Raw genomic sequence first — 23,914 nt, 5'->3', positions numbered from 1 at the left:
TGCCGGCTGTGGGTTTTCTCCGATGTTTGCGGAGGGGCAGGCTGCATCTCGGTTGTTGGGACGCATTGCGATCGACAATCCCGACAGCCGGTTTGATTTCGACATGCGCGATCGGCTGGTCACCCGGCTGGGAGAGGCCCACAGTCCGGAATACCGATTGTCTGTAAATTCGGCGATCAATGAAGAGGGCCGTGCGGTTCGTTCCGATGCCGCAATCACCCGCGTCAATCTGGATGGGGAGACCGTTTTCTCCCTCTATCGGCTGAATGAGGACAAACCTGTGTTTTCTGGCCGGGTTCGGGCTTTCACCGCCTACTCCACAACAGCCTCGGCATTTGCAACCCAGACCGCAGCCGAAGACGCCGCGCGGCGACTGGCCCGCAACCTTGCGGACCAGATTGTCCTACGGCTGGCCGCTTCTGCTGATGAGTGGTTATGAAACTTAGCCCGCGCGATCTGACGGCCTTTATCGCTAAGCCAGAGCGCGGCCTCGCCGGTATTTTGATCCACGGACCTGACGCCATGCGCGTGGCGTTGAAACGCCAGGACCTGATCAAAGCGCTTGTCGGCCCTGATGGCGAAGCCGAGATGCGCCTGACCCGGATGTCCGGTGGCGATCTGCGCGGCGATCCGGCCCGCCTGCTGGATGACCTGAAAGCCACGGGCTTTTTCCCCGGTGACCGGGTGGTCTTTGTTGAGGAAGCGACCGATACGCTTACAAAATCTGTGCAAGCCGCGCTAAGCGACTGGGCGCCGGGCGATGCCACTATTGTCATGACGGCAGGGCAGTTGAACGCCAGATCCAGTCTGCGCAAGCTATTTGAGGGCGACAGCCGCTGCCGATCCGCCGCGATCTATGCCGATGCCGCCAGCCGCGAAGAGATTGAAGCCGCGCTAAAGGCCGCCGGGGTGGGCGCGGTTTCATCCGCCGCGATGGAGGATTTGACCGCCCTTGGCCGCGCGCTTGATCCCGGGGATTTTCGCCAGACCATGGAAAAACTGGCCCTTTACAAGCTGGGCGATGCCAATCCGGTCAGTTCTGAAGACGTGGCTGCCTGTGCGCCGACCTCGCTTGAGGCGGCGATGGATGATGCGATCAATATGGTTGCAGAGGGCGGTGTAGAGCATCTGGGCGAGTTGATGCGCAAGCTGTCTGGCCAGGGTACAACGGCAACCTCGCTGTGTATTGCGGCCACCCGGCATTTTCGCCAGTTGCACGCGGCGGCCTCTTCCGGTCAGGGTCCGGAAGCGGCGCTTTCCCGGGCGCGGCCCCCAGTTTTTGGCCCCCGGCGGGACCGCATGGCGCGGCAGGCCCGTGCAATTGGCGTCGCCAAGTTGGAATCTGTTTTGCGAATGATCACCGACACCGATCTGGCCCTGCGATCCCCCCGACCCCTACCGGATATGGCCATGGTCGAACGCCTGTTCATCCGCATCGCCATGCAACAACGGAGATAGCCCATGTATACCGTTATCGGACATCCGAAATCCCGTGCGCTGCGCGTTATACGTGCATTAGAAGAGATGGAGCTGGCTTACGAGATTGTTCCGACCATTCCCGGCTCGGGCGAGGCAAAGCAATACAATCCGACCGGTAAGATCCCCTGCCTGAAGGATGGTGATACTGTTATCAGCGACTCGACCGCTATTGTGACTTATCTGGCCGACAAACATGGCAAACTGACCCATGCCGCAGGTACGATTGAACGGGCGCAGCAGGATGCGATCACCAATTACATTATGTGCGAGGTAGATGCTGCCCTATGGCTTGCGGCTAAACACCGCTTCGCCCTGCCGGAAAAGCTGCGCATGCCAGAGATCAAGGATACAGCCATTGCGGAATTCACCAGGTCGATGGCACACCTGACTGAAGTATTGGGCGACAAGCCGTTCCTGACTGGCGAGAGCATGACCATCCCAGATATCATCCTCAGCCAATGTGCGGGTTGGGCCGTCACGGCCAAGTTTCCGCTGCCCGACGGGCCCATGGGCGACTATCTGACCCGGATGCGCAAGACCCCGGCGATGGAACGGATCAAGAGCGTCCTTCAAAACCATGCCTGACCCTTTTGCCTGATCACGACACAGCATAAGGTTCAGGTCAGGAGGACAGCCAACGTGAACACGCAAACCGTCACGCCGATGATGGCGCAATACCTGTCGATCAAGGTACGGTATCCCGATGCGCTGCTGTTTTATCGGATGGGCGATTTCTATGAGTTGTTTTTTGAGGATGCAGAGGCTGCCTCGGCCGCGCTTGATATTGCGCTCACCAAACGGGGCAAACATGACGGCAATGATATCGCCATGTGCGGTGTGCCGCATCATGCCGCCGAAGGGTATCTTCTGACCCTGATCCGCAAAGGGTTCCGGGTGGCCGTTTGTGAACAGATGGAAAAGCCGGAAGAGGCTAAAAAGCGCGGATATAAAGCCGTGGTCAAGCGGGATGTCGTGCGGCTGGTCACGCCGGGCACCCTGACCGAGGATTCGTTGCTGAATGCGCGGCAACACAATTTTCTGGCGGCCTGTGCGCAGGTGCGGGATGCAGGTGCGCTGGCCTGGGTCGATGTTTCGACTGGTGATTTTATGGTGACCAGCTGTGCGCCCAGCGCGTTGTCGCCGATGCTGGCAAGGATCGCGCCGCGTGAATTGCTTGTCAGCGATGCAGATAGTGAAAACCTGCGCACCCTGGCCGAAGACGCCGGGATCACACTAACACCGCTTGCGGCCTCGGCCTTTGACAGTGCGGGCGGGCAAAAGCGGTTATGTGAGCTTTATAATGTCAAGTCGCTGGATGGATACGGCAGTTTCGAGCGGGCAGAGCTGGGGGCGTTGGGCGCGGTTGTTGAGTATCTGGACCTGACGCAGCGCGGTAACCTGCCCCTATTGCGTCCCCCGGTGATTGAGGCAACAGGCGGTGTCATGCAGATCGACGCGGCGACGCGGCGCAATCTGGAGCTGACGCGCACCTTGTCGGGTGGGCGCGAAGGCTCTTTGTTGCATGCGATCGACCGGACACTGACCGGGGCCGGCGCGCGCCTGCTGGAGTTGCGTCTGGCCAGCCCGTCAACGGATATCGCAACCATTGCAGAGCGGCATGATGCTGTGGCATGTCTTGCAACCAATACCACCCTGGCCGCTGATCTGCGCCATGCGCTGCGTGCTGTTCCAGATATGGTGCGCGCTTTGTCACGGTTATCCTTAGACAGGGGTGGCCCGCGCGATCTGACCGCGCTGCGCGATGCATTGGTTCAGGCGATTGAGATTGCCGGGCTTTTGTCAGATCAGGATGTGCCGGACCTTCTGGCGCAGGCGGCAACTGACCTGACCGGGCATGATGATCTGCAAAGCCTGCTGGATGACGCTTTGGTCGCCGACCCCCCATTGCTGGCGCGCGATGGAGGTTTTGTTGCTGCAGGTTATGACACGGAGCTGGATGAAACCCGTACCCTGCGCGAAGAAGGGCGCGGTGTTATCGCGGGTATGCAGGCGCAATATGCCGAGCAAGCGGGCGTCACTGCGTTAAAGATCAAGCATAACAACGTGCTGGGATATTTCGTCGAAACACCGGCAACGCATGCCGAAAAGATGATGTCGGCCCCGCTGTCAGAGACATTTATCCATCGCCAGACCACGGCCAATCAGGTGCGCTTTACCACCGTGGACCTGTCGGAACTTGAAACCCGCATCCTGAATGCCGGTAACCATGCGCAAGAGATCGAAACCCGGATCTTCGCAGAATTGCGCGAAAGGGTTCTGGATAAGGCGGCAGAACTGACCCAGGCTGCCAAAGCGCTGGCAGAGATTGACCTCACGGCAGCGCTGGCCGATCTGGCCACAGGCGAGGATTGGGTGCGACCCAGAATGGACAGCACCCGAGCCTTTGCGATCGAGGGCGGCCGTCATCCGGTGGTGGAGCTTGCGCTTCGTCGTTCTGGCGAGGGGTCATTCGTTGCCAATGACTGCAATCTGAGCGCGGGCAGCGCGGATACCCATCCGGTATGGCTGCTGACCGGGCCCAACATGGCTGGTAAATCGACTTTCCTACGCCAGAATGCGCTGATCGCTCTGCTGGCACAGATTGGATCATTTGTACCCGCAACCCAGGCGCATATCGGCATTGTCGACCAGATCATGAGCCGCGTCGGCGCAGCGGATGATCTGGCACGCGGGCGGTCGACCTTTATGGTCGAGATGGTCGAGACAGCAACCATTCTTAATCAAGCCGGACCGAAAGCCCTTGTCATTCTGGATGAAATCGGGCGCGGCACCTCAACCTATGACGGATTGGCGATTGCCTGGGCCACGTTAGAGCATCTGCATAACGTCAATGACTGCCGAACCCTGTTTGCAACGCATTACCACGAGCTGACCTCGCTAACAGCGCAATTGCCGAGGCTGCATAACGCGACCGTTGCGGTGCGCGAATGGGAAGGCGATGTCGTCTTTTTGCATGAGGTCCGCGAGGGGGCAGCTGACCGGTCCTATGGAGTGCAGGTGGCCAAGCTGGCGGGCCTGCCGGAGGCGGTGATCAGCCGTGCGCGGATCGTTCTCGATGCGCTGGAAGAAGGAGATCGGGAAGGTGGTGGCAAATCGCGTGCATTGATTGACGATTTGCCGCTGTTCACCGCCACCCCTGCCCCGTTGCCAGCAACCACATCTTCGTCAGTGCTGGAGGACCGCCTGAAGGACGTGCTTCCTGACACCATGTCGCCCCGGGATGCACTGGATCTGATTTACGAACTTAAAGTGCTTATTGAGAACTAGGGGCGGGTGGGTTTCACCCACCCTACCGGGTGTCCGGCTTGCGTAGGGTGGGTGAAACCCACCATCTTTTCAGGCGCCGCCAGACGAAACACCTACCTGTGCGGGCCGCAGCAAGCGTTCACCAATGACGAAACCGGTGGCCATAACCTGAATGATCGAACCGGCCGGATGGTCAGGCACCGGGGCCTCGAACATGGCCTGGTGCAGCTTTGGATCGAACTTGTCGCCGATCTCTGGCTCAATCTTTTCGATTTTGTGTTTCTGGAAAACCGCCAGCAGATCGCGTTGGGTCAGGTCCAGACCTTCGACCAGACCGGGGGCCTGTTCGCGCAGGTCATCGTCAATCGCCTCAAGCGCGCGGCCCAGATTGTCATGTACGGACAAAAGATCGCGGGCCAGCCGGACACCGCCGTAAAGCTCTGCGTCGCGGCGGTCCCGATCCGCGCGTTTGCGCAGGTTTTCTGTTTCAGCTAGTGCGCGCAGTAGGCGATCTTTCAGCTCATCGCGTTCAGCCTGAATTTCATCCAGCGTAATCTCTTCTTCGGTGGGTTCTGCCATCAGATCTGCGATATCGACCTCTTCGGGGTCATCGAGGAACGCCTCTTCCTCGATCTGATCTTCCATATCGGTGGCCTTGTTCTTTGCCATGGTCTTTTTGTCCTTGCTGTCCGGTGCTCAGCAGCCGCTGACCATACGGCTTAGAAGCTGCGCCGTATAGTCAACAATCGGCACCACGCGGCCATAGTTCAGCCGGGTTGGTCCGATCACGCCCACGGCACCGATAATTTGCCGTTCGGAGTTCATATAGGGAGAAACCACCAAAGAGGAACCGGAAAGCGAAAAGAGTTTGTTTTCCGAGCCGATAAAAACCCGCACGCCCTCACCCTGTTCCGTAAGATCCAGAAGCTGGGCCAAGTCCCTTTTTCGCTCCAGATCGTCAAACAGCGTTCGTATGCGGTCCAGATCAGCCTCATCGGCATCATTTCCCAAAAGATTTGAGCGCCCGCGTACAATCAGGCGGCTGTGGTCGGTATCTGTTCCGCCAGACCAGACAGCGATACCCTCCTCAACCAGCCGGGTGGCAAGCGTGTCGAGTTCCTGACGATGGGCGTCGATCTGCTGGCTGACCACCCGAGCGCTTTCACGCAAGGTGTAGCCCTGCAGGATGGTCGAGAGGAAATTCGCTGCCTCTCGCATCGCAGAAGGTGTCATACCGGCGGGCGGTGTGAACAAACGGTTTTCAACGCTGCCGTCGGCCATGACAAGCACAACGAGCGCCTGATCCGGTGCGATGGACACAAATTCCAGATGTTTGATCGGCGCTTCGGTCTTAGGGGCCATGACCAGACTTGCGCCATGAGTCAGGCCGGACAGCAGCGATCCGGCCCGATCTAACCGCGATTCGATATCCGGATCGTTGCCGCCGACGGTTTTTTCCAACTCAGCCCGGTCATGGTCGGAGATCTGTCCGATCTCCATGAAACCATCAACAAACAGGCGCAGGCCCAACTGCGTCGGGATGCGGCCAGCCGACACGTGGGGACTGTCGAGCAGGCCCAGATGCTCCAGATCCTGCATCGTGTTGCGAACGGTTGCGGCTGAGACCTTTTCCGTCAGGCTGCGTGTCAAAGTGCGGGACCCAACAGGATCACCGGTTTCCAGATAAGCCTCCACCAGCCGCCGAAACACGTCCTGGCTGCGGTGATCCAGATCAGAAAGGCTGTTGGTTATGGAGTGCATCTTGGTCAGCCGAAAATTGCATCTTTCGATGTATGGCCTGAAAACAGGCCGGTCAATCTTTGATGGCCATTGAACCCGGCAGCAGATTCCGTCTATCACCGGCGCAAATTGCCGGAGGACAGGAATGCGACCGTCAGGACGCGCGCAGGATCAGCTGCGTGATATCACCATTGAAACCAATGTTTCGAAGCACGCTGCCGGATCCTGCCTGATCCGCTGGGGAGACACGCATGTGTTCTGCACGGCATCACTGGAAGAGCGGGTGCCGCCGTTTTTGCGCAATTCCGGGCTGGGCTGGGTAACGGCAGAATATGGAATGTTGCCAGGCTCTACCGGTTCGCGGAACCGGCGCGAGGCGGCCGCTGGAAAGCAAAGCGGGCGTACCCAGGAAATCCAGCGCCTGATAGGTCGATCACTGCGGGCCTGTGTCGACCGATCTTCGCTGGGCGAACGACAGATTACTATTGATTGCGATGTCCTGCAGGCTGATGGTGGCACACGTTGCGCATCGATTACTGCCGCCTGGGTCGCATTGCGGCAGGCTGTGGATGGGTTGAAAGCTGCCGGCGAGATTCTGCACGATCCACTAAACGACCATGTGGTCGCGGTCAGTTGCGGTATATATGGGGGACAGCCAGTTCTGGACCTTGACTATGACGAGGACAGCACCGCAGGCACTGACGCGAACTTTGTCATGACCGGAAGCGGTGGTCTGATTGAAGTGCAGGGTTCAGCCGAAGGTGCGCCCTTTAGCCGTGCGGAACTGGATACATTGATGGATCTGGCCGACAAAGGACGTGAACGCCTTGTGGCGCTGCAGACACAGGCTGTCGCTACCTGATGCGCCCGTTTACCGGAGATCGTCTGGTTCTGGCCTCACACAACGCCGGAAAGCTGCGGGAATTGGCGGAACTGTTCGAAGACGGCGGCATCTCCGTTGTACCTGTGACTGATTTTGGTCTGGAAGAGCCAGAAGAGACCGAAGATACCTTTGTTGGAAACGCGCGGATCAAAGCGCATGTTGCTGCCAAGGGCAGTGGCCTGCCGTCTCTGGCCGATGATAGCGGGATAGAGGTCGACGCGCTGGATGGCGCACCCGGGGTTTACACTGCCGACTGGGCTGAAACCGGATCTGGCCGTGATTTTCCTATGGCCATGACGCGGCTTTGGACTGAGCTGGAAGCCAAGAACGCGCCAGAGCCACGCACCGCCCGGTTTGTTTGTACATTATGTCTGGCCTGGCCGGACGGGCATGATGAGGTATTTCGCGGCGAAGTGCCTGGCAGGATCGTCTGGCCGATGCGGGGGGCGGAAGGCTTTGGCTTTGATCCAGTATTTCTGCCTGATCGCGAAACCGAAACATTTGGCGAGATGGACAGTGCCAGAAAGCAGGCGATGAGCCATCGCGCTGACGCGTTTGCAAAACTGCTGAATGGGTGTTTCAAAGGTGAATGAACAGCCCTGGGGCGGGTTTGGTATCTATGTCCATTGGCCGTTTTGCCAATCGAAGTGTCCCTATTGTGACTTCAACTCACATGTCCGTTCTAGCATCGATCATACAGTTTGGCGGCAGGCCTTAGTTGGTGACCTGCAACGTAGGGCAGACGGACTGTCCGGGCGGCGGGTCGACAGCATCTTTTTTGGCGGCGGAACCCCCAGCCTGATGCACCCGGACACCGTTGCCGCAATTGTCGATGAGGTATCACGGCTTTGGCCTGCGACAGTGACACCAGAGGTAACACTTGAGGCCAATCCAACCTCGGTCGAGGCGGATCGTTTTGCATCCAATGCTGACGCCGGGGTTAATCGGATTTCTTTGGGTATTCAGGCGCTGAATGACCATGACCTGAAGCGGTTGGGTCGTTTGCACAGTGCGGCTGAAGCGCGGGCCGCTTTTGATATAGCGCGCGCGCAGTTCGATCGTGTCAGCTTTGATCTTATTTACGGGCGGCAGGATCAAAGCCTGCAGGATTGGCGTAAGGAGTTAACGGATGCCTGCAAGATGGCGGGCGATCATTTGTCGCTTTATCAACTGACCATTGAAGCAGGAACGCGGTTTGGCGATTTGCACTCGCAGGGCGGGTTACGAGGTTTACCGTCAGATGACCTTGGCGCTGATCTTTATGAACTGACGCAAGATGTCTGCGGCGCGGCTGGTTTGCCAGCTTATGAAGTCTCTAACCATGCCAAGCCCGGGTATCAATGTCAGCATAACCTGGTCTATTGGCGGGGTGGTGAGTATCTCGGTGTTGGGCCTGGGGCACATGGGCGGGTCGAAACAGGCGGTGAGCGCTTTGCAACCGCGGCGGTGCGTCAGCCAGAGGCGTGGTTGGAGCTAGCACTTAACGGTGGCGAAACAGGTGAGCAGGTCGCGCTGTCATACAGCGATCAGGTGAATGAATACCTGATCATGGGTTTGCGCCTTGGCGAAGGGATCAGCAGGGAACGCTTGGCGAGCCTGGGTTGGGGAAATGGCGCAGAAAGCGACGCCCTGCGGGAGTTGGTCGATGCAGGTCTTGCGGAAGTGACCAATCGCGACATCCGAGCCACAAGTAGTGGTCGTTTAGTACTTAACTACCTAATCCGTGAACTTTCCCTAGGCTAAAGCGTCATGCAAAAAACTTAACTCATCCAACGCTGCCTGAAATCAGAGATTTCAACGCGTGAGATGATGCCTGATGTCTGGGGTATTTCGCGAGACGCTATAGATGGTTTAGCTGGACAGGAGCTGACAGAGGCCGTCAAGCTGATCGAGGGACGAGTAGCTGATACGGACAGTTCCGCCCTCTGTCCCAGGCTTGTGGTCAATGGAAATTTTTAGACCAAGATGTGCAGCGAGATCCTTTTCGATTGCACGGGTGTCTGCATCCTTTTCCGAACGCGTCTGTCCTGCCCTTTGCTGGGTAGGTTTCCCCTTTGCAAGAGCCTCAGCCTGGCGAACCGACAGACCCTCAGTGATGATCTTGTGAGCCAGCGTCAATGGGTCTTCTGCGGTGACGAGTGTACGCGCATGTCCTGCAGACAGCTGTCCATTGCGGACAAGGTCGAGAACATCCTTGGGCAGATTGAGCAGCCTTAGAAGATTGGCGATATGACTGCGACTGCGGCCAAGCGCCTCGGATATTTTTTCTTGAGTATGCCCGAACCGGTCCATCAGCTGGCGATAGCCGACGGCCTCCTCAACAGGATTTAGGTCGGCACGCTGGATGTTTTCGATGATAGCTATTTCAAGAACTTCGACATCCGAGAATTCCCGGATGATAACGGGCAGCTCGTGCAGTTTTGCCTGTTGTGCGGCACGCCAGCGGCGCTCTCCCGCAACAATCTGATAGGTATCAGACCCATCAGGACTTGCGCGGACGATCAAGGGTTGGATAACGCCTTTCTCAGAGATTGATCTAGCCAGATCATCAAGGTCGCTTTTTACGAAATCGCGGCGCGGCTGATCAGGATTGGGGACAATCTGTTCTATCGGGATTTGTCGGTCACCAGGTGGGCGCGCCGTGCCTTCACCTTCGGCCAACAACATAGAGAGCCCTCGGCCCAGACCTTTTTTTTCGTTCTTTGCCATGTCTGATCCTTCTATCCGTCCGCGCCGTCGCGCATTCTGCGCAGAAACTCAGCCGCCAGTTTCTGATATGCAATACTGCCTGCACTACGATGATCATAGATCAGCGCTGGCAGGGCATGTGAGGGTGCTTCACTGAGACGTACGTTGCGTGGCACAATGGTATCAAAAACCAATTCCCCAAGATTTTCACGCACATCCTGAGCGACCTGACCTGAAAGGTTGTTTCGTATGTCGTACATGGTTAGCACAATGCCGCTGATCCTTAGGCGGTGATTGGCAGTATCGCGGATCTGACCAATGGTCTGAAGAAGTTGTGACAAACCTTCAAGTGCGAAAAACTCGCATTGCAGCGGTATCAGAACACCGTCAGCGGCGATCAGGGCGTTCAGCGTCAGTAGATTCAACGACGGGGGACAATCGATCAGAATATAGTCATACTTAGCTGCAGACTTTCTGCCTAATGCAATGCTAAGGCGGCGGTTCTTATCTTTGGCGTCGTGCAACTCCATATCCAGGGAACTTAGATCGGTGGTTGACGGGACAATCTGCATGTTTGGAACAATAGTATCAGTCGAAATCTCTTTCAGCTTTTCCGTTCCAAGCAACAAATCATATGAACTAAGAGTGCGTTCGGAGCGCGAGATACCCAACCCTGTTGATGCGTTCCCCTGAGCATCAATATCGATAAGCAAGACTTTTTTACCAACGGCAGCCAGTGCTGTTCCAAGATTTATCGTCGTTGTCGTTTTTCCGACGCCACCTTTCTGGTTGGCGATAGCCAATATTCGTGGCCGCTGGCTGTCAGACATGTGCGATGTTCCTGATACGAAGAATGGTCGAGTCGGTTGAGGTGACGCTTTGGATGTACTCTATCTGCATCTTCCAGTCTGTCTTGGCCAGAGACACTTCATCCATATGACCTGCACCTTTAGGGAACAGCGCTATACCATCATCTTTAAGATGCGGTTGAGTCAGTTCGAGTAGTCTATGCAATGGCGCAAGTGCCCGGGCAGATATGACATCTGCACGTAGATCTGGTAGATTTTTTATATCATCATACAAAATATTGCATTTTAAGCTAAGAAGGCGTTTGGCTTCCTGCAGGAAGGCGACTTTTCTAGCATCTCGCTCAACAAGCGTAACACCTGTATTCTCGGGATGTAGGCAAGACACAACCAAACCTGGAAAACCACCGCCAGAACCAAAATCCGCCCAACTTGAGAAGTCAGCGGGTGCGCAAGCTAGCAGTTGGGCAGAATCAACGATATGGCGGGTCCAAATATCGTTAGTAGTACTTTTTGAAATAAGATTTATGGACTTATTCCATTTTCTAACCAATTTAGCGAGGGCGTTGAGTCGTTGAGTTGTTTCACGTGAAACATCCAGACCAAGAGATAAAAAAGCGTCCGGGCTCAACTCTACCCCTCCAACTTCCGATTCTGACTAATAACAAGCAAAAGACCAGACGGAGTCATTCCATCTATCCTACCAGCTTGTGCTATCGTCCTTGGCTGTACTTTCGTTAACTTATCTGCAAGTTCACGAGACAGCCCTGGTATGCTGCCGTAATCAAGATCGCTGGACAGCGACATATTTTCCTCGCGTCGAAGCAGATCAACGCTGTTCTTCTGGCGTTCGACATACGGTGCGTACTTCGCATTATTCACCGCCAATTCAACTATTGAGTCATCCAGGCCTTTAAGCTTTGGCCAGATGGACTTTAGGCGATCGCGCGTAAGACTACCGCTTCCTAGAAGGTCTAATACCGTACGAGACCGACCATCCAGTTTTACCTTGATATCAAGACCATTCGCTTCTGTTGGCGTCAACGCAAGAGATGTAAGAGAACCCTCAACAACCTTTAGCTTTTCCATCTTACGGAAAAAACTCTTCCACCTATAGTCAGATACCACACCCAAACCTTTTCCAATAGGCGTCAGGCGCGCGTCGGCATTGTCAGCACGCAGCGATAATCGGTGTTCTGCGCGAGAGGAAAACATCCTGTAAGGTTCACTAACGCCCCGTGTCACGAGGTCATCAATCATAACGCCGATGTAAGCGGTAGCCCGATCCAAAATCACAGGCTCACCATCTTGGCTTTCTGCTGCCGCGTTTAGCCCAGCCATAAGGCCTTGGGCTGCTGCCTCTTCATACCCCGTTGTTCCATTTATCTGGCCAGCCAAGTACAAACCGCTGAGGTCTCGCACTGCAAGACTGTGTGTTAAGCATCTTGAATCAACAAAGTCATACTCAATCGCATAACCCGGCTGAACAATTTTAGCCGAACCCAAACCGGCAAGTGTTCTAACAAACCTCTCTTGCGTGTCGGCAGATAGCGAAGTCGAAAGCCCGTTTGGGTAAATGATGTGAGTATTTAAGCCTTCTGGTTCAAGAAAAACCTGATGTGAGGTCTTCTCAGCAAATTTTACAACCTTATCCTCCAACGATGGACAATATCTTGGTCCCAAACTGTCAGTATGACCGCCATAGATAGCGGATTCTTGTAAATTCAGCCTTACAATGTCGTGAGTTTCCTGGTTTGTATGGGAAATCCCACAACTGACCTGGCGTAGATCAACCCGCCCGGACAAAAAGGAAAACAGTTCTGGGTCATCATCACCAGGCTGCATCTCCACGAGATCCCAGTCAATAGTTCGTCCATCCAGTCGGGGCGGTGTGCCAGTTTTTAGGCGACCTGTCGGCAAACCAAGAGCTTCAATTCGCCGCCCTAAGAGATTTGCTGGCGCATCATTAACACGTCCGCCGGGCCGCTTCTCTCCCCCGATATGGATAACACCTCTTAGGAAGGTTCCGGCTGTCAAAACCACGGTACTTGAAGCTACCTCACTTCCATCAGCAAGACGAACACCGTTAACTCTTCCAGAATCAATTAAAAGATCATCGACAGCACCTTCGACAATCTCAATCTCTGGATTACTCTTAAACTCAGCCTGCATCGACCGACGAAAAATGTCCCGATCTTCCTGAGCCCGAGGTCCCTGTACCGCCGCTCCTTTACTGCGATTTAGCAACCTGAACTGAATACCGGCTTTATCGGCAACGCGACCCATAACACCGTCCAACGCATCAATCTCACGAACAAGATGGCCTTTTCCCAGACCACCAATGGCTGGGTTGCAGGACATCTCACCTATGCGATCGAATCTATGCGTCACCAGCGCAACTTTTGCACCCATTCGAAAAGCGGCAAAAATGGCCTCGCATCCCGCATGGCCGCCACCAACAACAACTACATCAAAGCGATCTTGTTTCACGTGAAACACTCTATTTTCCTATACAGAAATCCAAAAACACAACATCTAGTAGATTTTCAACATCAACACGCCCAACCAGGCCCTCAAGTTGCCGCACAGCCAGCCTAATATCCTCTACTAGAAACTCCGCTGCGCACTCACCGTTCAAAGCTGCTTCAAGAAGGTCACTAGCAGTATTTAACGCAGCCACATGCCGCTGTCGAATAGCAGAACCAGAAACGTTAGCTTTACCACGCAGCCTTTGCGCTATCTCCTGCGTTAACTCTACCGCGCCCTGGCCGGTAACAGACGAAACAGCCAAGCCTGGCCCCTTCTCGCCAAGATCAGCCTTGGTGGTAACCGTAATAGTATTAACATCATCCGACTCAGAATGACTCCCCAAGACTATCCTGATATCTGCCGAAGATGCCCGTTCCCTGGCCCGAAGCACACCTTCTGCCTCGACACTATCATCTGTCTCTCGCAAACCTGCAGTATCAACCAAAGTCACCGGGATACCGCCAAGATCCATCCGGACCTCAATCATATCCCGCGTCGTCCCTGGCACAGGAGACGTAATTGCGGCATCCCTACCAGCCAGATAGTTCAAAAGACTGGATTTACCGGCATTCGGCGGCCCTACAATGGCCACCTCAAAACCATGACGCACACGCTCTGAAAATTGCGATGTCTGCAACTCTCTCTCAATCTGACCTTTCACATCAGTCAACAGCGCACGCACCTCTGCAGAAACATCCGCCGGCACGTCCTCTTCAGCGAAGTCTATCGTCACTTCCAAAAGCGCCATAGCCCGTGTCAGCTTTTGCCGCCAAGTCTCCGCAAGACTGGTAAGCGACCCTCCAAAAACCCGCATGGCTTGTTGCCGTTGCAGGTCGGTCTCGGCGGCTATCAAGTCCGCCAAGCCCTCTACCTGGGTAAGATCAAGACGCCCACTATCCAAAGCACGCCGCGTAAACTCGCCCGGCTCCGCCATCCGCAAGCCATCAGTAGCGCCCAACTCTGTCAGAACAGCACGCACGACTGCTACGCTACCATGCAACTGCAGTTCTACGACTTCCTCGCCAGTAAAACTGCGACCTGCCTCAAAGAACACAACAAGCGCTTCATCCAGCAATTCGCCTGACAAACTGCGGATTTCTCGCAATGCCGCCGTCCTGGGACCCGGTAGCGGGCCTGCCAACATACGGGCCGCGTGCCCAGACAACGGACCGGAGATCCGCACAACGGACAATCCCGCACGCCCTGGCGCCGTCGCCTCTGCAAAAATCGTATCAGCCATATCCAGCCCAGACTAGATTACCGCCCAAGCATGTAACCTAGCTGTTCATGGAGTCAAAGAACTCCGCATTAGATTTGGTCTGTTTCAGCTTACCCAACAGGAACTCGATCGCATCGGTCGTCCCCATCGGGTTCAGAATACGTCGCAATACGAAAATCTTGGTAAGATCAGCTTTATCAACCAGCAAGTCTTCCTTCCGCGTTCCGGACTTCAGTATATCGATTGCCGGGAACACACGCTTATCTGCAATCTTCCGATCCAGTACAATCTCAGAGTTACCAGTACCCTTGAACTCTTCAAAGATCACCTCATCCATGCGGCTTCCGGTATCGATTAGCGCCGTTGCGATAATCGTCAGCGACCCGCCTTCCTCGATATTCCGCGCAGCACCAAAAAAGCGCTTTGGCCGTTGCAAAGCATTTGCATCCACACCACCGGTCAGAACCTTGCCCGAGCTGGGAACCACAGTGTTATATGCCCGGCCCAACCGCGTGATCGAATCCAACAGGATCACAACATCCCGTTTATGCTCCACCAGGCGTTTGGCCTTTTCGATAACCATCTCAGCCACCGCAACGTGACGCCCAGCCGGTTCATCAAAGGTCGAGGATATCACCTCACCCTTCACTGACCGCTGCATATCCGTCACCTCTTCCGGTCTTTCGTCGACCAGCAGAACGATCAAAAAACACTCTGGATGATTTTTTTCAATTGAGGCAGCAATATTCTGCAAAATCACGGTCTTACCAGTCCGAGGCGGTGCAACGATCAAGGATCGCTGACCTTTTCCGATGGGTGCAACAAGGTCAATGACACGCGCAGACTTATCCTTGATTGTCGGATCATCGATCTCCATCTGCAGCCGCTCATCTGGATATAGCGGCGTCAGGTTATCAAAAGCCACTTTATGCCGGGCACTTTCTGGATCCGTAAAGTTGATCTTCGACACTTTCACCAGACCAAAATACCGTTCATTGTCCTTCGGCGCCCGGATCACCCCTTCGACCGTATCTCCAGTCCGCAATGAAAATTTCCGGATCTGGGTCGGACTGACATAGATATCATCCGGGCCTGGCAGGTAGTTTGCCTCTGGACTGCGCAAAAACCCAAACCCGTCCTGCAAAACCTCCAGCACCCCATCGCCAGAAATCTCTACCCCTTCTTCAGCCAGCTCTTTGAGAATGGCGAACATCATGTCGCCCTTCCGCATGGTCGAGGCATTCTCGATCTCAAGCGTTTCGGCCATAGTTAACAGATCAGCCGGGCTTTTGGCTTTCAGGTCAGCAAGGGAGAGTTCTTCAAATTCCATAGGGATACCTTGGGATATCACACGTGCACCACGTGGAAGTCGGTGACAAAACTGTCAATCATCTGGGAACAACACATAAGTCGGCGAATGCCAGTGCTTTGACGCGTATATGAGCATTCACAAGTAAATGTCAATCACTGCCTATCAGAAAGGCTGCACGACCACCATAGTCACAATCACCACCATCAGCACTGTCGGCAATTCATTGGCAATACGATAGCTCCGCCCAGCCAGTTGATTTCGATCACTGGCAAAATCCTTACGCCGCAACGCCAACCAATGATGAAACCCTGTCATCAGTGTCACAGCAGCCAGCTTCACCCACATCCATGGCTCATGCAAAAGTTCAGGTATTGTCACAATCATTATGATCCCACACAGCCAAACGACAACCATTGCCGGGTTCATGATCACCCGCAAAAGCTTTAATTCCATCACCTTCAGTACCTCGGAAAGCTCTGAACCTGTTTCTCCTTTCTCAGCATGATAGACAAACAGCCTGGGAAGATAGAACAGCCCAGCCATCCAGGCGATCACTGCCATCACATGCAGTGCTTTAATCCATGGATATGCCATGCTTAGCATCGATTTCTCCCAAACAGGTTTCAGACCCTAATACATATAAAAAGAAATAAGAAAGAATAGTGGTTTGTTGTGGGTCCTGTTGGTTATGTGGATCACCATAACTCTATCAGTTTTCCACATGTCCACGTAGTTGTTCCGATGGGATATCACTTTCTCCCTGGTCGTGAATTTCCAATAATTATTTAATTAAAACAACATCTTATATGGGATATGCGTGTCGATAACTTTTACCGGAGTACTATAGCCTTCCAAAAAAACAGGATTATCCCCAGTTTTCACATACATACTCACCAAGTTGCCAAGTTTGAACAACCGCCGCATTTCGGCTGTGCGGATTCTGGAAAAAATGCAGCTCCTGCAGTCTTCTGGGGAAAACGAGAATTCATCCCAATATCTATCCACAGTGTTCTCCTAAAAAAATAGTGACAAACCGGATGACGGCCGCCGCCGTATATGGCATTTCTGAACCATCATGACCCAGCCTGCCGATTTGATCATCGCGACCCAATCCGTTGTTCGCCACCGTTTGTTCCGCGCTGTCGGCCTGTCGCCTATTTGTCAGCCAGCCAATATTGACGAGGCCGCGATCAAGGCAGCCCTGCTTTCTGATCAGGTGCCCCATCGCGATATCGCGGATGCATTGGCCGAGACCAAGGCCGGAAAAATAGCGCGGCGAAACCCCAATGCAATCGTCATCGGGGCCGATCAGGTGCTTAGCGCCGATACTGACTTGCTCGATAAACCAAAAGATCAGGCAGAGCTACGCGCCCAGTTAATGTCCTTACGTAATTGGACCCACCAACTATATTCCGCCACCGTCGCGTTCGAAAACGCGCGTCCCGTCTGGCGTTTTATCGGCAGCGCCCGGATCACGATGCGGAATTTCTCTGATACCGCACTCGACAAATATCTTAACCAGCATGGGGATGACCTTCTCGACACAGTTGGCGGATATAAGATCGAGGATGGCGGCGCTGCCCTGTTCGGTAAAGTCGAAGGCGACTATTTTTCCATCCTCGGAATTCCCTTCCTCGAAGTACTCGACTTTCTCCGAACCAGAGGTCTTGCACCAAAATGACCGATACCGCCCCGCCCCTTGCAGGTGTGATAGGCTGGCCCATCGCGCACAGTAAATCACCTCGGTTGCATGGTCACTGGTTGCAAAAATATGGGTTGCCCGGACACTATGTCCCCATTGGCCTGAAACCGCAGGATTTCGAAACCGGTATCCGCGCTTTGCCAAAACTTGGCTTTGTCGGGGTAAATCTTACCATTCCTTATAAAGAAGCTATCCTGCCGATGGCAGATACCGTCACGGACCGGGCTTCTCTGATTGGTGCCGCCAATACGATCACGTTCCGCAGTGATGGTACGCTTCAGGCTGACAACACCGACGGCTATGGATTTATGGAAAATATCCGGGCCAGTGCCCCGGACTGGTCAGCCAAAACCGGACCGGCGCTTGTTCTTGGGGCGGGCGGTGCCTCTCGCGCGATTGTTCAAGCCTTGCTAAGCGCGGGCGCGCCAGAGGTGCGTATCGCCAACCGCACTCGGCAGCGATCGGAGATTCTTCGCGAACAGTTTGGCGCCAAGATTACCATCATCGACTGGACCCGCATTTCCGAAGTGATCGAGGATGTCGCGATCATCGTCAACACCACCGCACTGGGCATGACTGGAAAGCCGGACCTCCAGATCAATCTGAATAATGCCCCAGCGGATGCGTTAGTGACAGATATTGTCTACAACCCGCTACGCACATCACTTCTGCAAAAAGCTGAGGATCGGGATTTGCGAACGGTCGATGGTCTGGGCATGCTTCTGTTTCAGGCGGTTCCCGGGTTCGAAAGTTGGTTTGGTCAAAGACCAGAGGTTGGTCAGGACCTTCGCAACATCATGACTGCACCATGACCCGGCCTATGATCCTTGGCCTGACCGGCTCCATCGGTATGGGAAAATCGACAACGGCAGCAATGTTTGCCGATCTTGGATGTGCGGTCTGGGATGCAGATGGCGCGGTTCATCGTCTCTACTCTGCGGGGGCCGAGAGCCATGCCCGTATCGCAAATCTGGTGCCGGTCGCGGCCCGGCCCGGACAGGATGTTGACAGGACCCATTTGCGCCAGGCCATCGCCGATGAACCTGAACTGCTGGCACGGATCGAACGCGTCATTCATCCCCTTGTACAAAAGGACCGAGAAGCCTTTATCGCAACAACCAAAGCCGATTGTGTCATCCTCGACATCCCTTTGCTGTTCGAAACCGGCGCCAAGGTTGACGCAACCATCATCGTCACCGCCGATGCCGATATTCAGCGCGCACGCGTGCTGGCCCGACCAGGCATGACCGCCGACACATTCGACGATATTCTATCCCGCCAGATGCCTGACGCAGAGAAACGCGCGCGCGCAGACTATATCATCGACACTTCAAACGGCCTTGATGACGCGCGGTCCCAGGTGCAATCTGTGTTCCAGCAGATCAAGGCCGGAATGCATGCGTGAAATTGTCCTCGATACCGAAACCACCGGTTTTGACCCGTCACAGGGTGACCGTATCGTTGAAATTGGTGGTGTGGAACTGCTGAACCATGTGCCGACCGGTCGAACCTATCACCAATATATCAACCCCGAACGCCCCATGCCGGCCGAGGCTTTTGCCGTTCATGGTCTGGGTGACGAGTTTCTGGCTGATAAACCGGTTTTTGCCCGCATCGCGCAGGATTTTCTGACGTTTGTCGGCGATGCCAAGCTGGTTATTCACAACGCAGCCTTTGATATGCGGTTTCTGAATGCTGAACTGGGTCTGCTGGATATGCCGCAGTTGCCCTGGGAACAGGCGATCGACACGCTTGATATAGCACGGCGACGCTTTCCGGGTGCGCAAAACTCCCTCGATGCGCTGTGCCGCCGGTTTGGTGTCGACAATTCCATGCGTGAAAAACATGGAGCATTGCTCGATAGTGAGATCCTGGCCGAAGTATATCTTGAGCTTATCGGCGGTCGGCAACCTGGCCTGACACTCAGCGTTGTTTCTTCTGGTGACCAAGGCGGTGTGCCCGAAGCATGGGCACCAAAACCGCGTGCTACCCCTTTGCCGTCCCGTTTGACGGAAAAAGAAAAGGCGGCTCACGCCGCCTTTGTCGAAAAGCTTGGGGAAGAAACCCTCTGGTAAATCAGGAAACCGGCTGGTTTTCCTTTTCCTGCATCGCCTGACGCCGGGCAATTTCTTGACGGTACAGGGCCAGAAAATCAATGTTATCCAGGTTCAGCGGTGGGAAACCACCATCGCGGGTCACGTCACCTACGATCCGGCGCAGATAGGGGAAGATCATCCGCGGGCACTCGATCATCAGGAACGGGTGCAGCTTATCCTCTGGGACATTTTCAACCCGGAAAAGTCCGGCATATTCCAGTTCCAGCAGGAAAATCCGCGCTTCGCCCTGTTTGGCGTCAACCTTGACCTTGTTGATCACCTCGTAGTCGTTCTCGCCCTTTTTCTTTGCATCAAGCGAGACCTGAACCGAGATATCCGGATTGCCTTCGCCCTGCACATTGTCGCGCATCGCGATATTTTCAAAGGACAGATCGCGGATGTACTGGCTCAGGACCTGCAGCCGGGGCGCAGCCTGTTCAGCTGGCGCGGCGGAGTTTGTATCGTCTGACATGGAATCCTCTTTCAACTCAAAGCTTGATGGTGGTCTAGACCCTCAAGGCTTTTTCGTCCAGCCAGAGGGTTGCGCATTCTCGTTATCGACATATTCGAAATCTGCATCGATGACATCATCATAGACCGGCCCATTCGGTCCAGCTGCCATAACGGTCATCTTGCCTTTCAAGGTTCGGGCTGCGCGCGAAATAGCTGCAGCCCGTACTTGCGGGATCAAAAGGCTTAGACCAACCGCGTCCGTGAAAAAGCCAGGCGTCAATAGCAACATGCCAGCAACCAGGATCAACGCGCCATGGGCCATCGCATCCGTCGGGTCCTGTCCAAACTTGACGTTATCCTGCAGACGGCTCAGCGTGCTCAGCCCCTGCCATCGCATCAGGGTCGTACCGACAATGGCTGTCAAAAGGACAATCGCCAGCGTTGGCCATAGGCCGATCCAACCGCCAACTTTGATAAAGAGGCCAATTTCGATCAGCGGAACGACGATAAACACCAGAAGAAGAGGCATGATCTTCCCTTGCATTGCACCACACAATGGACATGTGGCTTCACCATCCCTACATAAGTAGCAATCCTGCTGCATTCCATGCAGCTGAAGAAAAAACTTGGTAAGGGACGTCAGATGAGCTCGCAATTGATCCAAATTCTGGTTCTGGCCGGTGTGGCACTTTTCCTGGTGCTGCGCCTGCGGGATGTTCTTGGAACCCGCGACGGGTTCGAGCCGACGACCAAAACCCCGGCAGAGCGTGCCCGATCCGGCCGACGGGATTTTGAGGTGATCGAAGGCGATGGGCCCGATCCTGACATTGCCGATCATGCTGATCCGGACAGTGATGAGGGTAAAGCGCTTGCAAGCATGAAGCGGATAGAGCCCGGTTTTTCCGTTACTGAATTTGTCGGCGGCGCACGGCAGGCCTATGAAATGATCCTGATGGCCTATGAAAATGGTGACCTCAAAACGCTTGAACAGTTCCTAAGCCCTGAGGTTTACAACAGCTTTTCACAGGCTGTTTTCGAACGCGCCGACAAAGGCTACAGCGTCGAGGCCAGCTTTGTCGGACTGCGCGAGGTCAAGATTGTGGATGCAGAGTTTGATGAAACCTCAAAAGAAGGCGATGTCACCTTGCGTTTTGTTGGCGAACTGACCTCTGTGGTCAAAGATGCTAATGGCAATGTGATCGAAGGCAATGCGTCTGAGGTCAAACGCCAGAAAGATGTCTGGACCTTCAGCCGCATCATGGGCAGCGACGATCCAAACTGGAGGCTGGTCGCCACCGGCGGCTGACCCCCGGTGTCGAAGAAGCGCGGCCAGCTTAGCGCGGATGACCTGAAAATCTGGCGCCAGGTTGCGGAGACGGCAAAACCTCTACGCGCCGAAAAGCGTTCCATTCAAACTGAGGTCAAAGCGCCAAAGCCGGTTTCTTCGAAAGCACGCTTGTTATCCGGGTCAACAGCGAAACCTATACCAAAGCCCGAACCTTCTGTGCGTCTGGACCTGGCCAAGGACCCTATGCAGCATCTGAAGGATCAACCGACGCAGATGGATGCGAAAAAGCATCGCCGGATGAAGCGCGGTAAGCTAAAACCCGATGCGAAAATTGATCTTCACGGCCTGACCCTGGACCGCGCCCATACAGCCCTGACGGATTTTCTTCTAGCTGCACATGGTCGCGGTGATCGTCTTGTTTTGGTTGTCACAGGCAAAGGTCGCGACCCGGAGATCCATCATGGCGCAGTCCCCGGACGCAAAGGCGTGCTGCGCCAATCGGTTCCAAGATGGCTATCACTGCCGCCACTTTCCAGCATCGTACTGCAGATTACCCCGGCCAGCCAACGCCATGGCGGCGAGGGGGCGTACTACGTTTATTTGAAACGTGTGCGGGGAAAGTAGTCCCACGCAATAAAAAAACGCTCCCGCCAATCCGACGGGAGCGTTCTGATTTTCATGGCCGGTGCGTATCAAGCGCACCAGCCGATTGCCCTAATTAGAAGGGCAGAGGTGTACCATTTGCGGTGATGCCGCTTTCGTCGACCTTGATCGTGGTCGTGTAGCTATCGGCCTTATCACCCTGCTTCATGAAAGCAGAGATCATGCCCATTGCCATCGCAACGTCCTGCTCCTGAAGCATACCCATCTGTACGAGATGGTCTGTGATCCGCGTGATACCTTCAATCGAAATATCAATGGAACCATTTGGCATCGGGAACCCGGCGGAATTGTCAAAGGTGAAACCACCTTTTGCATCCACCATAGCACCAGCCATGTTCATGAAAACGCGATTGATGTCTGCCTTGTTAATCTGACCCAGCATAATCGGGCTGGGAACATCATCATTGCCATCTTCGTCCAGCGATTCAACCAGCGCGCGGTCCAGGCGATAGTTTGCAGCCAGATCGATATTCAGGTTGATCGGGCCATGATCCAGATTACCGGTCGGATCAATCATACCCCAGATGGTTTCGTCGATCTTCAGATCACGAACGTCCATCTGAACAACGGCATCCTGCGCTTCGTCGCTTTTGCGCAGCGGCAGCAGCACGTTCACACGACCGCCAGCAACAGAGACTTCAAATGGCGGAACCGGAATCCCAGCGGACGGATCAGCACTGAAAGTGTACTTTGCCTCAGAACCCTCTGCGGCATACAGCAAGTTACCATCGATGAACGAAATCTCGCCAGCGCCGGGTCCGGTCCGACCAGCGATGGTCATCGGCAGATCAGGGATCGCAGACGCCATGTCAAAACTTGTCGCGCCTACATTGAAGGTTACTTTCGCTTCGCCATTCTCGTCGATGAACGGCTTCAATCCATCTTCGTCCATCGGCAGATTGCGACCCATCATGGTCATCTCAAAGCTCTCGTAGCTCAGATCAGCCTTCATGGAGCCATCGCTGTAGTCGTCCTTGATATCGTAGGACAGCTTAAGGTCATCAAAGCTCAGATCGCCATCAACATCCCGTGTCGCCATGGTGAAAGCGGCACCAAATTTGAAGTCATCGGCCGAGAACGACAGCGCATCTATTTCATCCACATTCAGCTCATCACCGCTGAAGTTGATATTGTCGGCGGTGATTGAAGCCTTCAGTCGTGACTGCGGATCCATGAAGAACTGAGGACCAAGCAAAAGATTGGTAACAATCTTTGCATTGGACGTGTTGATATCAATCCGATGTGGCCCTTGATGGTCTTCACCGGCGATGGTGATGGTGTCGGCCATGGTGATGATCACATCCTCAGTATTTTCGGAGGATGGGGTCATCTTGATCCAGTCAAGGGTGATCGCAACATCAGGTTCAGGTGTGAACTTGATATCGCTCAACATCAGGCTGTTGTCGCTGCCGACTTCCTGATTTCCGATGAACAGGACTTCCTCTTCGGCGTTGATCATCGCGATCCCACCGGTGATGAATTGTGCAGCATCAGAGTTGGACTGCGCCAGTACAGGGTTAAACGTTGCGGCAACAAGCGCCGAAGTGAGCAAGAGTTTCTTCATGACAGACACTTTCTTAGGTGTTGGAACGAGCATTCCTTAACACAGCTTTGTGTCGAGTCGAATAATTGTGGCCACTTTGTGATCGAAAATCGTGACTTTCTACACCCTAGGCGGCGTCTGCATTTAGGGGATTCCCAAATCATCTTTCGTTTGATTCAAGATCAAAAACGGGAGGCGATCTTGAGCAGACGGACTTTGACAGACAGGCAGTCACTGCCCGGCAGG

General features: G+C 54.6%; 25 protein-coding genes. 13 read left to right on the top strand and 12 right to left on the bottom strand.

The window, feature by feature from the left end:
* The first annotated feature begins 55 nt into the window (after positions 1–55).
* The 4 genes from lptE (at position 56) to mutS (ending at position 4,767) form a co-directional block, all read left to right on the top strand.
* The gene (gene lptE / locus ACW9UQ_RS08730) at positions 56–439 is read left to right on the top strand and encodes an LPS assembly lipoprotein LptE (protein ID WP_458930631.1); all 384 of its coding nucleotides are present in this window, start codon (positions 56–58) and stop codon (positions 437–439) included.
* Positions 436–1,458: a DNA polymerase III subunit delta gene (gene holA, locus ACW9UQ_RS08725; protein WP_458930630.1), complete on the top strand. Its 1,023-nt coding sequence runs from the start codon at positions 436–438 to the stop codon at positions 1,456–1,458. Before lptE ends, holA begins: the two co-directional genes overlap by 4 nt.
* A 3-nt stretch (positions 1,459–1,461) precedes the next feature.
* Positions 1,462–2,064, top strand: a complete 603-nt coding sequence (locus ACW9UQ_RS08720) for a glutathione S-transferase family protein (protein WP_458930629.1) — start codon at positions 1,462–1,464, stop codon at positions 2,062–2,064.
* Between the two features lie 78 nt (positions 2,065–2,142).
* The gene (mutS, locus tag ACW9UQ_RS08715) at positions 2,143–4,767 is read left to right on the top strand and encodes a DNA mismatch repair protein MutS (protein ID WP_458930657.1); all 2,625 of its coding nucleotides are present in this window, start codon (positions 2,143–2,145) and stop codon (positions 4,765–4,767) included.
* Between the two features lie 69 nt (positions 4,768–4,836).
* On the opposite strand, the gene grpE is transcribed toward mutS, so the two are convergent.
* Together grpE and hrcA are read right to left on the bottom strand one after the other, a co-directional pair.
* Positions 4,837–5,415, bottom strand: a complete 579-nt coding sequence (gene grpE, locus ACW9UQ_RS08710) for a nucleotide exchange factor GrpE (protein WP_458930628.1) — start codon at positions 5,413–5,415, stop codon at positions 4,837–4,839.
* A gap of 27 nt (positions 5,416–5,442) precedes the next feature.
* Positions 5,443–6,507, bottom strand: coding sequence for a heat-inducible transcriptional repressor HrcA (gene hrcA, locus ACW9UQ_RS08705; RefSeq protein WP_458930627.1), 1,065 nt, complete (start codon positions 6,505–6,507; stop codon positions 5,443–5,445).
* 124 nt (positions 6,508–6,631) lie between these two features.
* Between hrcA and rph the strand changes: the two genes are divergently transcribed.
* From rph to hemW, 3 genes are read left to right on the top strand one after another with little or no spacing between them, the layout of a single operon-like run.
* The gene (rph, locus tag ACW9UQ_RS08700) at positions 6,632–7,348 is read left to right on the top strand and encodes a ribonuclease PH (RefSeq protein ID WP_458930626.1); all 717 of its coding nucleotides are present in this window, start codon (positions 6,632–6,634) and stop codon (positions 7,346–7,348) included.
* Positions 7,348–7,962, top strand: coding sequence for an RdgB/HAM1 family non-canonical purine NTP pyrophosphatase (gene rdgB, locus ACW9UQ_RS08695; RefSeq protein ID WP_458930625.1), 615 nt, complete (start codon positions 7,348–7,350; stop codon positions 7,960–7,962). Before rph ends, rdgB begins: the two co-directional genes overlap by 1 nt.
* Positions 7,955–9,112 (top strand): radical SAM family heme chaperone HemW, encoded by a 1,158-nt coding sequence (gene hemW, locus ACW9UQ_RS08690; protein WP_458930624.1) that lies wholly within the window; start codon positions 7,955–7,957, stop codon positions 9,110–9,112. Before rdgB ends, hemW begins: the two co-directional genes overlap by 8 nt.
* Positions 9,113–9,220: 108 nt before the next feature.
* Here hemW and ACW9UQ_RS08685 read toward each other — a convergent pair whose 3' ends face one another.
* From ACW9UQ_RS08685 to hemJ, 7 genes are all read right to left on the bottom strand, one after another.
* Positions 9,221–10,078, bottom strand: a complete 858-nt coding sequence (locus tag ACW9UQ_RS08685) for a ParB/RepB/Spo0J family partition protein (protein WP_458930623.1) — start codon at positions 10,076–10,078, stop codon at positions 9,221–9,223.
* An 11-nt stretch (positions 10,079–10,089) separates the two neighbouring features.
* On the bottom strand, positions 10,090–10,887 hold the full coding sequence (locus ACW9UQ_RS08680; protein WP_458930622.1) for a ParA family protein: 798 nt from the start codon (positions 10,885–10,887) through the stop codon (positions 10,090–10,092).
* Positions 10,880–11,494: a 16S rRNA (guanine(527)-N(7))-methyltransferase RsmG gene (rsmG, locus tag ACW9UQ_RS08675; RefSeq protein ID WP_458930621.1), complete on the bottom strand. Its 615-nt coding sequence runs from the start codon at positions 11,492–11,494 to the stop codon at positions 10,880–10,882. The genes ACW9UQ_RS08680 and rsmG overlap by 8 nt, the downstream gene beginning before the upstream one ends.
* 2 nt (positions 11,495–11,496) lie before the next feature.
* On the bottom strand, positions 11,497–13,362 hold the full coding sequence (gene mnmG / locus ACW9UQ_RS08670; RefSeq protein WP_458930620.1) for a tRNA uridine-5-carboxymethylaminomethyl(34) synthesis enzyme MnmG: 1,866 nt from the start codon (positions 13,360–13,362) through the stop codon (positions 11,497–11,499).
* Between the two features lies 1 nt (position 13,363).
* A complete protein-coding gene (gene mnmE / locus ACW9UQ_RS08665) occupies positions 13,364–14,632 on the bottom strand; it encodes a tRNA uridine-5-carboxymethylaminomethyl(34) synthesis GTPase MnmE (protein ID WP_458930619.1) in 1,269 nt (422 codons plus the stop codon).
* Between the two features lie 37 nt (positions 14,633–14,669).
* The gene (gene rho, locus ACW9UQ_RS08660; protein WP_458930618.1) at positions 14,670–15,941 is read right to left on the bottom strand and encodes a transcription termination factor Rho; all 1,272 of its coding nucleotides are present in this window, start codon (positions 15,939–15,941) and stop codon (positions 14,670–14,672) included.
* 144 nt (positions 15,942–16,085) lie between these two features.
* Positions 16,086–16,526, bottom strand: a complete 441-nt coding sequence (gene hemJ, locus ACW9UQ_RS08655) for a protoporphyrinogen oxidase HemJ (protein WP_458930617.1) — start codon at positions 16,524–16,526, stop codon at positions 16,086–16,088.
* 472 nt (positions 16,527–16,998) lie between these two features.
* Between hemJ and ACW9UQ_RS08650 the strand changes: the two genes are divergently transcribed.
* The 4 genes from ACW9UQ_RS08650 to dnaQ are packed head-to-tail and all read left to right on the top strand — an operon-like array spanning position 16,999 to position 19,700.
* Complete coding sequence (locus ACW9UQ_RS08650; protein ID WP_458930616.1) at positions 16,999–17,604, top strand: Maf family protein; 606 nt, start codon at positions 16,999–17,001, stop codon at positions 17,602–17,604.
* Positions 17,601–18,437: a shikimate dehydrogenase gene (locus tag ACW9UQ_RS08645; RefSeq protein ID WP_458930615.1), complete on the top strand. Its 837-nt coding sequence runs from the start codon at positions 17,601–17,603 to the stop codon at positions 18,435–18,437. The genes ACW9UQ_RS08650 and ACW9UQ_RS08645 overlap by 4 nt, the downstream gene beginning before the upstream one ends.
* Entirely contained in the window at positions 18,434–19,030 is a 597-nt protein-coding gene (gene coaE / locus ACW9UQ_RS08640; protein ID WP_458930614.1) for a dephospho-CoA kinase, read from the top strand. Before ACW9UQ_RS08645 ends, coaE begins: the two co-directional genes overlap by 4 nt.
* Positions 19,023–19,700: a DNA polymerase III subunit epsilon gene (gene dnaQ, locus ACW9UQ_RS08635; protein WP_458930613.1), complete on the top strand. Its 678-nt coding sequence runs from the start codon at positions 19,023–19,025 to the stop codon at positions 19,698–19,700. Before coaE ends, dnaQ begins: the two co-directional genes overlap by 8 nt.
* A 1-nt stretch (position 19,701) precedes the next feature.
* Here dnaQ and secB read toward each other — a convergent pair whose 3' ends face one another.
* Both secB and ACW9UQ_RS08625 read right to left on the bottom strand, forming a co-directional pair.
* The gene (gene secB / locus ACW9UQ_RS08630; RefSeq protein WP_458930612.1) at positions 19,702–20,193 is read right to left on the bottom strand and encodes a protein-export chaperone SecB; all 492 of its coding nucleotides are present in this window, start codon (positions 20,191–20,193) and stop codon (positions 19,702–19,704) included.
* A 42-nt stretch (positions 20,194–20,235) separates the two neighbouring features.
* Entirely contained in the window at positions 20,236–20,703 is a 468-nt protein-coding gene (locus tag ACW9UQ_RS08625; RefSeq protein WP_458930611.1) for an FxsA family protein, read from the bottom strand.
* Between the two features lie 114 nt (positions 20,704–20,817).
* On the opposite strand from ACW9UQ_RS08625, the gene ACW9UQ_RS08620 reads away from it, so the two are divergent.
* A complete protein-coding gene (locus tag ACW9UQ_RS08620; RefSeq protein WP_458930610.1) occupies positions 20,818–21,480 on the top strand; it encodes a Tim44/TimA family putative adaptor protein in 663 nt (220 codons plus the stop codon).
* 225 nt (positions 21,481–21,705) lie between these two features.
* Entirely contained in the window at positions 21,706–22,086 is a 381-nt protein-coding gene (locus ACW9UQ_RS08615; protein WP_458930609.1) for a Smr/MutS family protein, read from the top strand.
* A 94-nt stretch (positions 22,087–22,180) separates the two neighbouring features.
* Here ACW9UQ_RS08615 and ACW9UQ_RS08610 read toward each other — a convergent pair whose 3' ends face one another.
* Positions 22,181–23,689, bottom strand: coding sequence for a DUF2125 domain-containing protein (locus ACW9UQ_RS08610; RefSeq protein WP_458930608.1), 1,509 nt, complete (start codon positions 23,687–23,689; stop codon positions 22,181–22,183).
* Between the last annotated feature and the right edge of the window lie 225 nt (positions 23,690–23,914).

The organism is Halovulum sp. GXIMD14793, assembly GCF_054457435.1.
The sequence above is the reverse complement of the archived record's forward strand: the minus strand, read 5'-3'. Positions and strand labels throughout refer to the sequence as shown.

Bases quoted from the DNA above. Each gene is read 5' to 3' on its own strand.
- holA (WP_458930630.1), top strand. From the start codon at position 436: ATGAAACTTAGCCCGCGCGATCTGACGGCCTTTATCGCTAAGCCAGAG.
- ACW9UQ_RS08720 (WP_458930629.1), top strand. From the start codon at position 1,462: ATGTATACCGTTATCGGACATCCGAAATCCCGTGCGCTGCGCGTTATA.
- mutS (WP_458930657.1), top strand. From the start codon at position 2,143: ATGATGGCGCAATACCTGTCGATCAAGGTACGGTATCCCGATGCGCTG.
- grpE (WP_458930628.1), bottom strand. From the start codon at position 5,415: ATGGCAAAGAACAAGGCCACCGATATGGAAGATCAGATCGAGGAAGAG.
- hrcA (WP_458930627.1), bottom strand. From the start codon at position 6,507: ATGCACTCCATAACCAACAGCCTTTCTGATCTGGATCACCGCAGCCAG.
- rph (WP_458930626.1), top strand. From the start codon at position 6,632: ATGCGACCGTCAGGACGCGCGCAGGATCAGCTGCGTGATATCACCATT.
- rdgB (WP_458930625.1), top strand. From the start codon at position 7,348: ATGCGCCCGTTTACCGGAGATCGTCTGGTTCTGGCCTCACACAACGCC.
- ACW9UQ_RS08685 (WP_458930623.1), bottom strand. From the start codon at position 10,078: ATGGCAAAGAACGAAAAAAAAGGTCTGGGCCGAGGGCTCTCTATGTTG.
- ACW9UQ_RS08680 (WP_458930622.1), bottom strand. From the start codon at position 10,887: ATGTCTGACAGCCAGCGGCCACGAATATTGGCTATCGCCAACCAGAAA.
- mnmE (WP_458930619.1), bottom strand. From the start codon at position 14,632: ATGGCTGATACGATTTTTGCAGAGGCGACGGCGCCAGGGCGTGCGGGA.
- rho (WP_458930618.1), bottom strand. From the start codon at position 15,941: ATGGAATTTGAAGAACTCTCCCTTGCTGACCTGAAAGCCAAAAGCCCG.
- hemJ (WP_458930617.1), bottom strand. From the start codon at position 16,526: ATGCTAAGCATGGCATATCCATGGATTAAAGCACTGCATGTGATGGCA.
- ACW9UQ_RS08650 (WP_458930616.1), top strand. From the start codon at position 16,999: ATGACCCAGCCTGCCGATTTGATCATCGCGACCCAATCCGTTGTTCGC.
- ACW9UQ_RS08645 (WP_458930615.1), top strand. From the start codon at position 17,601: ATGACCGATACCGCCCCGCCCCTTGCAGGTGTGATAGGCTGGCCCATC.
- coaE (WP_458930614.1), top strand. From the start codon at position 18,434: ATGACCCGGCCTATGATCCTTGGCCTGACCGGCTCCATCGGTATGGGA.
- dnaQ (WP_458930613.1), top strand. From the start codon at position 19,023: ATGCGTGAAATTGTCCTCGATACCGAAACCACCGGTTTTGACCCGTCA.
- secB (WP_458930612.1), bottom strand. From the start codon at position 20,193: ATGTCAGACGATACAAACTCCGCCGCGCCAGCTGAACAGGCTGCGCCC.
- ACW9UQ_RS08625 (WP_458930611.1), bottom strand. From the start codon at position 20,703: ATGCCTCTTCTTCTGGTGTTTATCGTCGTTCCGCTGATCGAAATTGGC.
- ACW9UQ_RS08620 (WP_458930610.1), top strand. From the start codon at position 20,818: ATGAGCTCGCAATTGATCCAAATTCTGGTTCTGGCCGGTGTGGCACTT.
- ACW9UQ_RS08615 (WP_458930609.1), top strand. From the start codon at position 21,706: ATGCAGCATCTGAAGGATCAACCGACGCAGATGGATGCGAAAAAGCAT.
- ACW9UQ_RS08610 (WP_458930608.1), bottom strand. From the start codon at position 23,689: ATGAAGAAACTCTTGCTCACTTCGGCGCTTGTTGCCGCAACGTTTAAC.